Origin of the sequence: Planomonospora antibiotica (assembly GCF_014647955.1) — a bacterium.
Classification (GTDB): Bacteria; Actinomycetota; Actinomycetes; order Streptosporangiales; family Streptosporangiaceae; genus Planomonospora; species Planomonospora parontospora.
Genome location: NZ_BMQE01000012.1, coordinates 80,637 through 93,041 on the forward strand (window position 1 = coordinate 80,637; position 12,405 = coordinate 93,041).

At 74.1% G+C, this 12,405-nt stretch carries 13 protein-coding genes; 10 read left to right on the forward strand and 3 right to left on the reverse strand.

Annotation, left to right across the window (positions count from 1 at the left end; translation table 11 throughout):
* Positions 1-105 precede the first annotated feature (105 nt).
* From IEZ06_RS14020 to IEZ06_RS14065, 10 genes are all read left to right on the forward strand, one after another.
* Positions 106-1,428 (forward strand): sensor histidine kinase, encoded by a 1,323-nt coding sequence (locus IEZ06_RS14020; protein WP_189237125.1) that lies wholly within the window; start codon positions 106-108, stop codon positions 1,426-1,428.
* A gap of 138 nt (positions 1,429-1,566) precedes the next feature.
* Entirely contained in the window at positions 1,567-2,223 is a 657-nt protein-coding gene (locus tag IEZ06_RS14025) for a response regulator (protein WP_189237126.1), read from the forward strand.
* Between the two features lie 235 nt (positions 2,224-2,458).
* Complete coding sequence (locus tag IEZ06_RS14030) at positions 2,459-3,199, forward strand: alpha/beta hydrolase (protein ID WP_189237127.1); 741 nt, start codon at positions 2,459-2,461, stop codon at positions 3,197-3,199.
* Positions 3,192-4,607, forward strand: a complete 1,416-nt coding sequence (locus IEZ06_RS14035) for an acyltransferase family protein (RefSeq protein ID WP_189237128.1) — start codon at positions 3,192-3,194, stop codon at positions 4,605-4,607. The genes IEZ06_RS14030 and IEZ06_RS14035 overlap by 8 nt, the downstream gene beginning before the upstream one ends.
* A gap of 38 nt (positions 4,608-4,645) precedes the next feature.
* Positions 4,646-5,299, forward strand: a complete 654-nt coding sequence (locus IEZ06_RS14040) for a biliverdin-producing heme oxygenase (RefSeq protein WP_189237129.1) — start codon at positions 4,646-4,648, stop codon at positions 5,297-5,299.
* A gap of 217 nt (positions 5,300-5,516) precedes the next feature.
* Positions 5,517-6,152: a TetR/AcrR family transcriptional regulator gene (locus IEZ06_RS14045; protein ID WP_189237130.1), complete on the forward strand. Its 636-nt coding sequence runs from the start codon at positions 5,517-5,519 to the stop codon at positions 6,150-6,152.
* 177 nt (positions 6,153-6,329) lie between these two features.
* Positions 6,330-6,521: a hypothetical protein gene (locus IEZ06_RS14050; RefSeq protein ID WP_068893970.1), complete on the forward strand. Its 192-nt coding sequence runs from the start codon at positions 6,330-6,332 to the stop codon at positions 6,519-6,521.
* 481 nt (positions 6,522-7,002) lie between these two features.
* Positions 7,003-7,329 carry a DUF8820 family protein gene (locus IEZ06_RS14055; protein ID WP_068893971.1) on the forward strand — a complete coding sequence of 109 codons (327 nt, stop codon included), beginning with the start codon at positions 7,003-7,005 and terminating at the stop codon, positions 7,327-7,329.
* Between the two features lie 18 nt (positions 7,330-7,347).
* Entirely contained in the window at positions 7,348-8,379 is a 1,032-nt protein-coding gene (locus IEZ06_RS14060) for a DUF6745 domain-containing protein (RefSeq protein ID WP_189237131.1), read from the forward strand.
* Between the two features lie 199 nt (positions 8,380-8,578).
* Positions 8,579-8,785: a hypothetical protein gene (locus IEZ06_RS14065; protein WP_189237132.1), complete on the forward strand. Its 207-nt coding sequence runs from the start codon at positions 8,579-8,581 to the stop codon at positions 8,783-8,785.
* 310 nt (positions 8,786-9,095) lie between these two features.
* Here the strand turns inward: IEZ06_RS14065 and IEZ06_RS14070 are convergent, their stop codons facing one another.
* Genes IEZ06_RS14070 through IEZ06_RS14080 form a run of 3 tightly spaced genes read right to left on the reverse strand, consistent with a single transcriptional unit; the run spans position 9,096 to position 12,399 of the window.
* Positions 9,096-10,106, reverse strand: coding sequence for an STM4011 family radical SAM protein (locus IEZ06_RS14070; protein ID WP_189237133.1), 1,011 nt, complete (start codon positions 10,104-10,106; stop codon positions 9,096-9,098).
* Entirely contained in the window at positions 10,103-11,596 is a 1,494-nt protein-coding gene (locus IEZ06_RS14075) for an STM4012 family radical SAM protein (protein ID WP_268245600.1), read from the reverse strand. The genes IEZ06_RS14070 and IEZ06_RS14075 overlap by 4 nt, the downstream gene beginning before the upstream one ends.
* Complete coding sequence (locus tag IEZ06_RS14080) at positions 11,593-12,399, reverse strand: STM4013/SEN3800 family hydrolase (RefSeq protein WP_189237194.1); 807 nt, start codon at positions 12,397-12,399, stop codon at positions 11,593-11,595. Before IEZ06_RS14080 ends, IEZ06_RS14075 begins: the two co-directional genes overlap by 4 nt.
* Between the last annotated feature and the right edge of the window lie 6 nt (positions 12,400-12,405).

Sequence of the window (12,405 nt, forward strand, 5' to 3'; positions counted from 1 at the left end):
GATCGTAATCGTGTAATCAGCTTCTCGCCGTCCCTCTGCGGGGTGATCCGGCGGGCCCCTCTCCGGGGTGACGCCCGGACGGCGCCCCCTCCCTAGACTGATCGGATGACCTCCCCTCCCGCCCCGCGGGACCGGGCCCGCAGTCCTCTGGCCTGGCTGGCGCGCGCGTTCGCCGACACGCTGTGGAGCGGTACGGCGGGTCCACCCCACCCCCGCCCCCGGCGGCTGGCCCCCCGCATGCCGAACTTCCTCGGGCTGCTGCCGTTCCGCACGATCGACCTGGTCCTCCTGGCCGATCTCGTGCTGGCCTACATCCTGTTCGAGGCGGGGTACTCCATGCTGGAGTCGAACGTGAAAGGCCCTCTCCCACCCCCCGTGTGGGAGGTCCCGTTCGCGGCCGCGTCCTTCGCCCTGCCCCTGGCCCTGCGCAACCGGTGGCCGCTGGCGGCCTGGCGGCTGGCCGCCGTGACGACCCCGGTCAGCGTGCTGGCCTGCGCCCCGCTCCTGGACATGCCGTACACCGCCCAGACCGTGATCATGTACCTGCTGGTGGTCTACGCGGTCGCGGTCCGCTGCGAGCGGCACATCACCATCGGCGTGTGGATCGTCTCGGCCGCCGCTCTGTGGCTCCTCGAGCTTCTCAGCCATGAGACCGGAACGGCCGGCTTCGGCGTGGTCGGGGTGACCGCGGCCGTCCTGCTCGGCTACAACGTCCGGGCCAGGCGCACGGCGGTCAGACTCCTGGCGGAGGAGGAGCGGCGCAGCGAGCAGGCCCTGGCCGGGCAGGCGGTGCTGGAGGAGCGGGCCAGGATCGCCCGGGAGCTGCACGACATCGTGGCCCACCACATGTCCGTGATCGCCATCCAGGCGGAGGCCGTGCCGCTGAAGGCGCAGGGCGAGGCGCGGCTGCTGGAGCAGGGGCTGGCGGAGATCCGCACGCTCTCGCTGACCGCGATGACCGAGATGCGGCGGGTGCTGGGCGTGCTGCGGGACGCCGACGGAGGGCGGGACACCGCGCCGCAGCCCGGCCTCGGCCACCTGGAGGAACTGGTCGCCACCGCGCGCTCGGCCGGGCTCACCGTGACGCTCAAGCTCGGCGGCGACCTGACCGGGCTGCCGACGGCGGTGAGCCTGTCGGCGTACCGGATCGTGCAGGAGTCGCTGAGCAACGCCATGCGCCACGCCCCGGGCTCGGCCGTCTCGGTGCGGATCACCCGGACCGCCGCCGAGCTCCAGATCCACGTGGCGGACGACGGCGGGCGCCGCTCCCCCGCCGGTCCCGGGCCCGCAGAGCCCTCCCGGCACGCGGGGCACGGCCTGCTCGGGATGCGGGAGCGGGTCTCCATGCTGAGCGGGAAGCTGTGGGCCGGGCCGGCCGGCGACGGCTTCGCGGTCACCGCCGTGCTCCCCGTCCCGGACGCCCCCTGACCTCCGGTCGCCGCCGCGCTCCCCGTCCCGGACGATCCCTGACCTCGGATCGCCGCGCTCCCGGGCGCCGGCCGTTCCCGGCCTCCGCGGTCACTGCCATACTCCCGAACGCGGACGATTCATGATCATGGAGGACGTATGACGATCCGGGTGCTCATCGCCGACGACCAGGGCATGGTGCGGACGGGCTTCACCGTCTTCCTGGACTCCCAGCCCGACATGGAGGTCGTCGGGGAGGCCGTGGACGGGCGGGACGCCGTGGCCCGCACGGCCGAGCTCCGGCCGGACGTCGTGCTGATGGACGTGCGCATGCCCGTCATGGACGGGCTGGCGGCGACCCGGGAAATCCTCTCCTCCGGCGGCCACGCGCCGAAGATCCTGATCCTGACCACGTTCGACCTCGACGACTACGTCTACGAGGCGCTGCGGGCCGGGGCCAGCGGGTTCCTGCTCAAGGACGCCTCCGCCCAGCAACTGGCCGAGGCCGTCCGGGTGGTCGCGGCCGGGGAGGCGCTGCTGGCGCCGTCGGTGACCAGGCGGCTCATCGCGGAGTTCGCCCGCGTCGGGCCGAGCCGCCCGCGCGCCCGGCCGGACGACATCACCGAGCGGGAGACCGAGGTCCTCGCCCTGATCGCCCGCGGCCTGTCCAACCAGGAGATCGCCGGAGAGCTCGTGCTCTCGGAGCAGACGGTCAAGACGCACGTGGGCCGGATCCTGGCCAAGCTCGGCCTGCGCGACCGGGCCCAGGCGATCGTCTACGCCTACGAGACCGGGGTGGTCCGCCCGGGCGAGTGAGGCACGGGCCGGGGGGCCGCCCCGGCAGGCGGAGCCCGCCGTCCCGGGCGTTCCCCACCGGGTGCCGCGCGGCCCCGCCCTCCCCTGCCGTGCGCGAGGGGCCTGTCCGTCGTCCCCGTCCCTCCCCGGGGTGACGGAGCGGTGGGCTCCGCGGGGTGATGCGGGTTATCGATCATGATTCATAGCGTCCTGTCCCGTTCCCCGGAACGTCCCGGGAACCCGACAGGAGGCCCGCATGCTCCGCCCCGTGCTCGCCGTGAGCGCGATCACCGCGCTCACCTACGTGATCGTCCCGCAACCGCCGGTCGACCGGATCGTCAAGGTCTACGGCGACCTGCGTACGGCCGAGCACGTGGCCGTCGTCGTCCCCGGCGCCGACACCACCGCCGCCACCTTCGAGGGCGGCCGGGCCAAGGTGCACAGCACGCCGGGGGGCGGCGCCCGGGCGCTGCTGGCGCAGGCGCGGAAGCTGGACCCCGGGGCGCGGCTGGCGGTGGTCGCCTGGCTCGGTTACGACAGCCCGGCCACCGTCAGCCTGCACGTGGCCACCGGCGGGGCCGCCGAGCGAGGCGCCCCGGCGCTGCGCCGCTACGTCTCCGACGCGCTCCGCGGCAAGCGGGTCACCCTGCTCTGCCACAGCTACGGGTCGGTGGTGTGCGCCGGGGCCGTGCCCGGGGCGGGAGTCGCCGACCTGGCGGTGTTCGGCAGCCCCGGCCTGCGGGTGTCGTCCGCCGCCGAGCTGGGCGGGACGCGCCTGTGGGCGGGAAGCGGAACGAACGACTGGATGCGCCACGTCCCCAAGGTCCGCTTCGGACCGCTCGGCTTCGGCCCCGATCCGGCGGGACCCGGCTTCGGCTCCCGGATCTTCGCCACGGGCGCCGCCGGGCACAGCGACTACTTCGAGCCGGGCAGCCGGTCACTGCGCAACCTCGCGCTGATCGCCCTCGGGCGGACCTCCGAGGTGTCCCGTGGCTGACCTCGAGACCGTCGGCCCCCCGGCCGGCCCCGCGACCGGCTGGACCACCGGCCTCCCGGCCGGCCCCGCGACCGGCTCCGCGACCGGCTGGGCGACCGGCTGGGCGGGCCGGATCGAGGCCTCGACGCCGGCGGGCAGGGACCGCGGGGTGGACGCGCTCCGGGCACTGGCGATCTTCGGGGTGGTCCTGGGCCACTGGCTGGTCACCGCGTGGGCGCCCGCCTCCGGCGGAAAGCTGGCGATCTCCAGCCCGCTGGCCCACCTGCCGGTGTTCACGCCGCTGTCCTGGGTGCTCCAGACCCTGGCGGTGTTCTTCTTCGTCGGCGGCTACGCGGCGGCGCGGAGCCTGCGCTCGGCCCCGGACGTCCGGGCGTGGCTGCGGAGCCGGGCCGCGCGGCTGCTCCGGCCGGTGACACCGCTCCTGCTGGTCTGGGCGGGGATCGTCGCGGGGCTGACGCTGCACGGCACGCCCTGGGCGACGGTCCGGGCCCTGGCCCTGCCGGCGCTCGCGCCGCTCTGGTTCCTCGCGGTCTTCGCCGCGCTGACCGCCGCCACCCCGCTGCTGGCGCGGCTGCGGCCGGGTGTCACGGCCGCCTCGGCGGTCGCGGTGGTGCTCGCCGTGGACGCGGCCAGGTTCTGGCCCGGCGGTCCCGCCTGGCTCGACCGGCTCGGCTGGGTGAACCTCGCGGCCGGGTGGCTGGTGCCGTACGCGCTGGGGATGGGCTGGGCGGGCGGCGTGCTCGCCTCGCGGCGGGCGGCGGCCGCGCTGCTGACCGGGGGTGCGGCCGGGGCGGCGCTCCTGGTGGCCGCGTTCGGGTATCCGGCGAGCATGGTGGGGGTGACCGGGGCGCAGGTGTCCAACCTCAGCCCTCCGACGCTCGCCGCCGTCTGCTTCGGCCTCGCCCAGGTGGGACTGGCCCTGCTGGTCCGCGGGCCGCTGGCCCGGCTGATGCGGCGGCCCCGGCTGTGGGCGGTGACCGCGCTGGTCAACCTGTCGGCGATGACGATCTTCCTCTGGCACCAGACGGCCCTGTCCGTGACCGCCGTGGCGGCGCTCCGCTTCGGGAACGTCCCCGGACTGCTCTCCTCCCCCTCCGACCCCGGCTGGCTCGCGCACCGCCTGGGCTGGCTGGCGGTGGTCACCGCGCTGCTCGCCCTGGCCGGTACGGCCGGCGCCGGGCTGCGGGCCGTACGCCGGGGCCGTCCCGGACGGCGGGCCCCGCACCGGGGTCCCGCCGTACACCGGGCGCGGACGCCGCGTGCCGGGAGGACGGCTCAGGGACCACCGCGCACCGCGGAAGCGGTTCAGGAGCCACCGCACGGCGCAGGACCGGCCGGGGGCCACCGCGTCCCAGGTTTCACGACGAGGTGTCATCATCACCTTGACGCGCCCTCCGGTTCTTTGTGACACTCTGTCATGAAAGTCCCCTGCGACACGGAGTGATCATGAGCCAGGCGCCGTTCTCCGAAGTACTCAGGACCGCCACCTGGGGCGATCACGCCTCCGCCGAGGACGACGGCTACCTCAAGGCGCTGATGGCCGGGCGGCTCAGCCGCGAGGCCTACGGCGAGCTGGTGGCCCAGCACTACTTCACCTACGTCGCGCTCGACGGCGCCTCCCAGGAGCTCGCCGGCGACCCGGTCGCCGGGCCGTTCGTCCTGCCCGAGCTCTACCGGGAGGAGGCGCTGGTCCGCGATCTGGAGACGGTCTACGGCGCCCGCTGGGCGGACCGGATCGAGCCCTCCAAGCCGACCCTCACCCTGGTCGCCCGGATCAACCAGGTCGCCGCCTGGCCTGGCGGCTACATCGCCCACCACTACACCCGCTACATGGGCGACCTGTCCGGCGGGCAGTTCATCCGGATGGAGCTGGAGAAGATCTACGGCTTCGGGCCCGGCGGCGGCGTCGACTTCTACCGCTTCGACCGGGTCGGCAGCCTGCCCCGGTTCAAGGACGCCTACCGAGCCCGGCTGGACGCCCTGCCGGTGGACGAGCCCGAGAAGCAGCGCATCATCCGCGAGACCAGGCTCGCCTACCAGCTCAACACCGAGGTCCTGGCAGACCTCGGCCGGGTGGCGCGGGCCGAGCTCGCGGCCTGACCGTGGCGCTCCGACCGTCACCGGTCCCGTCATCCGGCCGGTCGGCCGGGCCGGCGCCTGCACGGGCAGCCGGGCCCGCGCCCGCACGGGCAGCCGGGCCCGCGCCCGCGCCCGCGCGGCCGGCCGGGCCGGCGCCCCGCGCGACTCCCCGGCCGGCCGGGCCGGCGCCCCGCGCGACTCCCCGGCCGGCGCGCCGGGCATGTGCGACGATGGGCCCATGCCCCGCATTTCGGCCGCGACGATAGGCGAGCACCGCGCACAGACGCGGGAGCGCATCCTGCAGGCGGTCTCGCGGCTCTCCCGGGGGCAGGGCATCGACGCCATCTCCATGACCGACGTGGCCGGCGAGGCGGGGATCACCCGCACCGTGCTCTACAACTACTTCCCGGACAAGGCCGCGCTGCTGCTGGCCTTCACCGAGCGGGTGACGCACTACTTCATCGAGGCCTACGAGCGCGAGCTCGCAGACGACGCCCCACCCGCCGAGCGGCTGCGGGCGTTCGTCAGGCTCCAGCTCGCCGGGCTGCTCGCCCACCCGCACCCCGGGCCCGCCGACCTGTCGGCCGCCCTGGGGCCCGACGCCTACCAGCGGCTGGCCGAGCACGTCGCGCCGATGCAGCGGATCCTGACCGGCATCATCGAGGGCGGAGTGGCCTCGGGCGACTTCCAGGCCGTCGACGTGGCCGCCACCGCGCGGTTCATCCTCGCCGTCATCGGCGCGGAACGGCTGCCGCTGCTCGACGGCACGGTGACGGTGGAGGACGCCGAGGACATCGTCTCCGGATTCGTGCTCCGCGCGCTGGGAGCCGGTCCGGCGGAATCAGGGCAACGGCCGCGATCTGCGAATCCATAAAACCGGCGACGACCTTAAAAGAACCGTCGCCAGGCTTTGATCAATCATGGCGTTAATTCGCTGAAACGACTCCACCGGTACGGGATGCTTATTCGCGGCGACCTGCGAACGGCCGGATGCGGCCCGCCGCGGAAGCCGAAAAAAGTTCCCCGTTCCATTCCCATGGAGGAAAAAATCATGATCCGTCGTATTCTCGCCGGTGCGGCCATCGCAGGTCTCGTGGGCGTCGGCGCCCTGGCCGTCGCCGGGACCGCCTCGGCCGGCGACTGGGGTCACGACCGCGGCACCACCTACGTCAACGGTGGCAACCACAACGAGGTCCTGAACGACCTCCTCGACCTCGCGCTCCTCGGCATCATCGAGAACTGATCCTCTCTGAGCGGCGGCGCGCGCCCGGTCCCGAGATCGGACACGCCCGCCCGGAGACGGTACGCCCCCGGCGTCCCCGCCGAGCGGGAGCATTCACCAGGTGAATGTCCTCCAAACCAGGAAACCGTCTTCCCTGTAAACACCACCCCGATTCAGGGGAAACTTCTGGCGCGTTGATCAACGCAATCGAGAGCGGCTCCACGGCCAATTCCCGGCCGTGGGGCCGCTTTTCTTTCATTCCCTTCGGAAAAACGTGCATCGTCGCGTCCGACCGGAATCACACCGGTTCCGCCCGCCGCCTCCGTTTCGACCGCTCTCCTCCCGGTCGGCCTTCCGGCCGGGCTCCCGACCGGAAGGCCGACCGGGAGCCGCGCCGGACCGCGGGCCGGGAGCAGGCCCGGGTCCGTCGTCCCGGAACCGGTGAAATGTCGGTGGCGAGGGCTAGCTTGCGATCGACCCCGACCCGAGGAGCCAGCCAGCCATGTACCGCCAGGGCGACATCCTGATCGTGCCCGTCCCCGAGGAGGCCGTGCCCGCAGCCGTCCGCACGGCCCCCTCCGCGCCGCGCGACCCCGGCGGCCGGCTGGTGCTGGCCCTGGGCGAGGCGACCGGCCACGCCCACGCCGTCGTCGGCCCCGGAGCCCTGGTCCGGAGCCCGCATCCGATGGACCCCGACTTCCTCCACCTTCCCTCCGGAGGCCGCGTGGTCCACGAGGAGCACGCCGCGATCCCCCTCCCCAAGGGGTGGTACCGCGTGCAGCGCCAGCGCGAATACGTCCCCGGCGCGTTCCGCGTCGTCGCCGACTGATCCCGGGAGACCGACGAGATGACCGTCACCATCGAACTCGCCGACGCCCTGGCCGCCACGGCCCGCGACTGGGAGGAGGTCGCCTTCCGCTCCGGAGCCGCCGACCGCCCCGGAGCCGAGGCCGGGGTGCGGCTGGCCTACCGCACCGCCGGGCTGGCGGAGCCCGAGGAGATCGTCTGGGTCGACTCACCGCTCGCGGGCGCGCGGGCCGCCACCGCTCCGGGCGCCGGCAGACCGGTCCGCGAGGAGGTCAGGACCCGGCAGTGGGAGCTGGCCAGGGCCGCCGTGCACGCCTCGCTCGGCACCGCCGACTGGTCGTTGGCCTGGTCCCTGACGGGAGGCCGGCTCTGGGGCCCGGTCGGTGACCTGGCCGCGCAGATCCGGCGGGGCGTCGCCGCGGCGGAGGAGACCGAGGAGGCCGGGGCCGCGCTCCGGGGTTCGACGCTGGACGCCGTGCTGGGCCAGCAGGACGCCGCCTGGCTGGCGCTCTTCGACGCGCTGGGCAGGCCGGAGACCGCGGGACTCGCTCAAGTGGCCCGGTCGGCGGGCTGGTGGTGGCCGTTCGAGCGGGTGGCCGTCGTCTGCGAGCGCCCCGCCGAGCTGCACCTCGACGAGCTGCACCGCCTGCACCGCGCCGACGGTCCGGCCCTGCTCTTCCCCGACGGCTTCGCGGTGCACGCCTGGGGCGGCATGCCCGTCCCCGCGGATTTCGCCGCGTCCATGGCGGGCCTGTCCCCCGCGCGCATCCGCGCCGAGGAGAACGCCGAGCTGCGCCGGGTGATGCTGGAGCACTTCGGCTACGACCGCTATCTGGCGGAGTCGGGCGCGACCCCGCTGCACCGGGACGAGACCGGCGTCCTCTGGCGGATCGACCTGCCCGACGACGAGCCCGTGGTGACGGTCGAGGTGGTCAACTCCACCGCCGAACCCGACGGCACCTTCCGGAAGTACTGGCTGCGGGTCCCGCCCGCCACCCGCACCGCCCGCGAGGGCGTCGCCTGGACCTTCGGCATGCCCGAAGCCGACTACCACCCCGAGCGTGAGACCTGATACCTCCCGGTGACGCGGGCGAAACAGCGGGGGCGGCCAAGAAAGCATCACCCGGCCTTGGCCGGACACTGCAGGAACCCGGCGGAACGGCGCTCTTCCCGGGAGCGATGCTTGTTCACGACGCCGAGCGGCCGGCCGGACGCGGCCCGCCGCCGGGGTCACCGACAGTTCTCCGTTTCGTTCCCATGGAGGAAAACCCATGATTCGTCGCATTCTCGCCGGGGCGGTCCTCACCGGCGTCGCGGGCCTCGCCAGCCTGGCGGTCGCCGGCCCCGCGTCGGCCGGCGACGGGGACTACGGCCGGGGTTACGACCGGCCCAACTTCACCTACATCGACCGCAGCAACCACAACGAGGTCCTGAACGACCTCCTCGACATCGCCATCCTCGGCATCATCGCCAACTGATCCTCTTCCTGGACGACTGAGCGCGGCGGCGCATCCGGTTTCATCTCACCGGACGCCGGCGCCGGAGGAGAAATCCATCCCGGTCGTCTCCGCCGGCCGGAGACGACCGGACGTGAACCGTCGAAACGGGGGCCGTCCTCCCGTGGAGACACCGCCCCTCCCATGGGGGGACCTTCTGGTGGTCAGTGAGAGAGCGGTTCCACGGTCGTGGGGCCGCTCTTTCGCCGTCGCCACCGGGAGATCCTCCGGCGCCGCCGGAGAAACGCTCCCGCCGGGGAGGCGCCGCAGGCGGGAACCACCTCGGCGCGTGTCAACAGCCGTGCGGGATGCGCTCCAGGACGCCGCCGGCGAACACGTCGTACAGGCCGGTCGGCTCCAGGTGCACGTAGCCGATGTGGCAGTCGCACAGTGCCGCCGGGCACGGCCGGGCCCGGCGCCGGAACGTCCCGTCGTACAGGTTGCCCAGCACGGCCGGGACGAAGTGGCAGCGCCGCACGGTGCCGTCGCCGTCCACCGAGACGACGCTGTCGCCGGTACGGCAGGCCCGCCCGGCGCTGCGGTGCGGGAACCGGCTGTAGTGGAACAGCGGGTCGATCGCCGTCCAGGCGTCCGCCTCGGCGTCGGTGTAGAGGTGTCCCTCGGCGGCGTTCACCCACAGGTACACCCCCTCCGGCAGGTCGGCCCGGAGCCTGCGGGCCTGGTCGAGGTGCTCGGGCAGGCCGACGACGCCGACGCTGAACCGCACGCCCCGGCCGGCCAGGTCACGGCACCTGCCGAGGAAGCGCCCGTAGTCGACCTGGCCGGGGTGGTAGGTCGCCCAGAGGGCGAGCGTGCCCAGGTCGGCCCCGGCCAGCCAGTCGGTCCGGCTGCTGAGGTTGGTCTGGATGGCGACCCGGCGGACGTGCGGCAGGTGGCTGAGCCCGGTCATCGCCCGGCGGTACCAGGACCGGACGAGCCCTTCGCCCCACGGGGTGAACAGCACGGAGACCGGGTGGTCCCGTTCCGCCACCCAGCCGGTGAACCGCTCCAGCGCCGCCCGGTCGGCCCGCAGCCGCTCCGGGCTGTCGCGACGCTTGGCGAACGGGCAGTAGGGGCAGTCGTAGTCGCAGCTCGCCAGCGGTCCCCGGTAGAGGATCGACAGGTGGCCGCCGTCACCGGGGTCTCCGGAGGTTCCCGGCGGGCCGGAGACCTCCGGCCCGCCGGGAACCTCGGCACCGGCGGGGGATCGAGGACCGGCGGGGCTCCCGGAGCGGTCGAGACCTTCCAGGTCCCCTGGAGCGCCGGGAGCGGCGCCGCCCGGCGGGACCGGGTGAGCGCTCATCGGGCCTCGTACTCCGCCATCAGCGCGCGGACCCGGCCGGAGAAGAGCGCCGGACCGATCGCGTCGGAGTGCGCGAGGCCCTCGGCGGTCAGCCGGAGCCGGCCCGCTCCGTCCTCCGGCCGGCCGGCCGGCTCCAGCCAGCCGCGCTCGGCGAGGAGCGCCAGCTCGCCGCCGAAGTCGTCGGCCGCCTCGGTGCCGAACCGGTCCCGGTAGGCGGCCGGGTCCACGCCCTCGGCCTGGAGCAGCGACTGGATCAGATGGCGTCTGCGCCGCTCCCCCGCGTCGAGCCGGAAGCCGACGTTGGCGACCGCGAACTCCTCGGGCGCGAGCCGTACGTAGTCGTCGATGATCGCGCGCACCTGGCCGGCGGCCACCGCGTACTCGTAGGAGTAGTGGAGACCGGAGGTGTAGGAGCGGGCGCCGCAGCCGAGGCCGACCATGCCGTCGCTCTGGCAGCAGTACTCGGTGGCGCTCCCCGTCCCGGGCAGCCGGAACATCCGCATCGACACCTGCTCGTATCCGGCGGCCAGCAGGTGGTCGCGGCCCTGGCGGTAGAGGCCGAGCCGGTGGTCGTCCCAGTCGCGGGCCCGCCGGCCGAGACCGGTGAGCGGGCGGACGTACAGCGGGTACAGGTAGATCTCCTCGGGCCGCCACGCCAGCGCCGCGTCCAGGGAGTGGCGCCACGACCGCTCGGTCTGCCCGTCGATCCCGTAGATCAGGTCGAGGTTGAGCGCCTCGAACCCGGCCTCCCGGATCCAGCCGAGCGCCGCCTCGACCTCGGCCCGCCGCTGCGGCCGGACCGCCGCGCGGGCCTCGGCGTCGACGAAGCTCTGCACGCCGATGGAGACGCGCGTCGCGCCCCTCTCGGCCAGCACCGCGAGCCTGTCGGCGGTCGCGGTGGCGGGCGAGGTCTCCACCGACAGGGGAACGGCCCGCAGGTCCACGCCCATGGTCTTCTCGGTGAGGTCGAAGAGCCGGGTGAGCTCGCCCGCGCTCAGGTAGGTCGGCGTGCCGCCGCCGATCGCCGCGGTGACGAACCCCGGCGCGTCCAGTGCGTCCCGTACGGCGTGCGCCTGGCGCTCCAGCGCGTCCAGGTAGGCCGCGACGAGCTCCTCGGGGGCGCCGGTCCGGGTGAACAGGTTGCAGAACCCGCAGCGCATCTCGCAGAACGGGATGTGCAGGTAGAGGAAGAGGCTGCCGGTCGGCTCGCCCGCCCACACCTCCCGCAGCGGCGGACGCGGGTCCAGCGGCCGGTAGGCCGTCTTGTGCGGGTAGGCGTAGACGTATCCCTGGTAGGGGCCGGCCTGCCCATCGAGCCCTCCGCCGCCGGTTCGCCGACCGGGGACGGGTTGCGGATCGGAGAGCGGCGCCGAGCCGGGATCCGGCCCGCGACCGGGTTCCGGCGTGCGGCCGGAATCCGGTCCACGGCCGCCTCCAGGCGGGGAGGCCGCCTCCGCCGTCTCCGTCGCCCGGGTGAAAATCGGGGTCAACGCCACTCTCCCTGCTTCAGCTCGAACTCGCCGTAGGGCACGGTCCAGACCACCTCATGGCCGATCCGATGCCCGACATATCCGTCTTCACCGTAGGCGGTGCCGTGGTCGGAGCAGACGATCGCGAACCCCGGCCGCTCCCTGCTGACCAGTGCGAAGAGCCTGCCGATGTGCCGGTCGACGTACTCCAGCGCGGCGGCGTGGCTGTCGGGGCCGTCGCCGTGCTCGCGGGTCGCGCCGGGCAGGTGGAACCAGTTCGGCTGGTGCAGCGCGGAGACGTTGACGAACAGGAACACCGGGCCGTCCGCCCGCGCGACGGCCCGCTCGGCGCACGCGACCTGCTCCTCGAACGAGGTGGGGGACGTCACCCCGAATCCCGGCTCCCAGTGGCTCTCGGCGAACATGCCCGGCAGCACGGACCCGAGCGGGGTGAGCTTGTTGAAGAACCCCACCCCGCCGACGCAGATCGTGCGGTAGCCCGCCGCCGCCAGCCCGGCGGGCAGGTCGGGCGCGTCGAACACCCAGGTCCCCTCCGCCGTGGTCTCGCTGCCCGGGAACGTGGCCGCGAACAGGCGGGGGTGCGGTCCCGGTGCGGCCGGGGTCGGCAGGAACCCGGCGAGGATCGCGGCGTGCGCGGCGTAGGTGAAGCTGCCGGGGCTGTGCCGCCGCTCCCACCGCCCGCCGGGCAGCGCCCGCGCCAGGTTGGGCAGCCGCCCGGCCCGGAGCAGTCCGTCGGCCACGTCGTGGCGGAGCGTGTCGAGCGTCACCAGCAGCAGATCATGGCTCCCCACGATCCGGTTCATGTCCCG

Excerpts from the sequence above, each read along its gene's own strand:
- IEZ06_RS14020 (WP_189237125.1), top strand. The coding sequence starts at position 106 with ATGACCTCCCCTCCCGCCCCGCGGGACCGGGCCCGCAGTCCTCTGGCC.
- IEZ06_RS14055 (WP_068893971.1), top strand. The coding sequence starts at position 7,003 with ATGTACCGCCAGGGCGACATCCTGATCGTGCCCGTCCCCGAGGAGGCC.
- IEZ06_RS14080 (WP_189237194.1), bottom strand. The coding sequence starts at position 12,399 with ATGAACCGGATCGTGGGGAGCCATGATCTGCTGCTGGTGACGCTCGAC.
- IEZ06_RS14040 (WP_189237129.1), top strand. The coding sequence starts at position 4,646 with ATGAGCCAGGCGCCGTTCTCCGAAGTACTCAGGACCGCCACCTGGGGC.
- IEZ06_RS14045 (WP_189237130.1), top strand. The coding sequence starts at position 5,517 with ATGCCCCGCATTTCGGCCGCGACGATAGGCGAGCACCGCGCACAGACG.
- IEZ06_RS14060 (WP_189237131.1), top strand. The coding sequence starts at position 7,348 with ATGACCGTCACCATCGAACTCGCCGACGCCCTGGCCGCCACGGCCCGC.
- IEZ06_RS14050 (WP_068893970.1), top strand. The coding sequence starts at position 6,330 with ATGATCCGTCGTATTCTCGCCGGTGCGGCCATCGCAGGTCTCGTGGGC.
- IEZ06_RS14065 (WP_189237132.1), top strand. The coding sequence starts at position 8,579 with ATGATTCGTCGCATTCTCGCCGGGGCGGTCCTCACCGGCGTCGCGGGC.
- IEZ06_RS14025 (WP_189237126.1), top strand. The coding sequence starts at position 1,567 with ATGACGATCCGGGTGCTCATCGCCGACGACCAGGGCATGGTGCGGACG.
- IEZ06_RS14070 (WP_189237133.1), bottom strand. The coding sequence starts at position 10,106 with ATGAGCGCTCACCCGGTCCCGCCGGGCGGCGCCGCTCCCGGCGCTCCA.
- IEZ06_RS14030 (WP_189237127.1), top strand. The coding sequence starts at position 2,459 with ATGCTCCGCCCCGTGCTCGCCGTGAGCGCGATCACCGCGCTCACCTAC.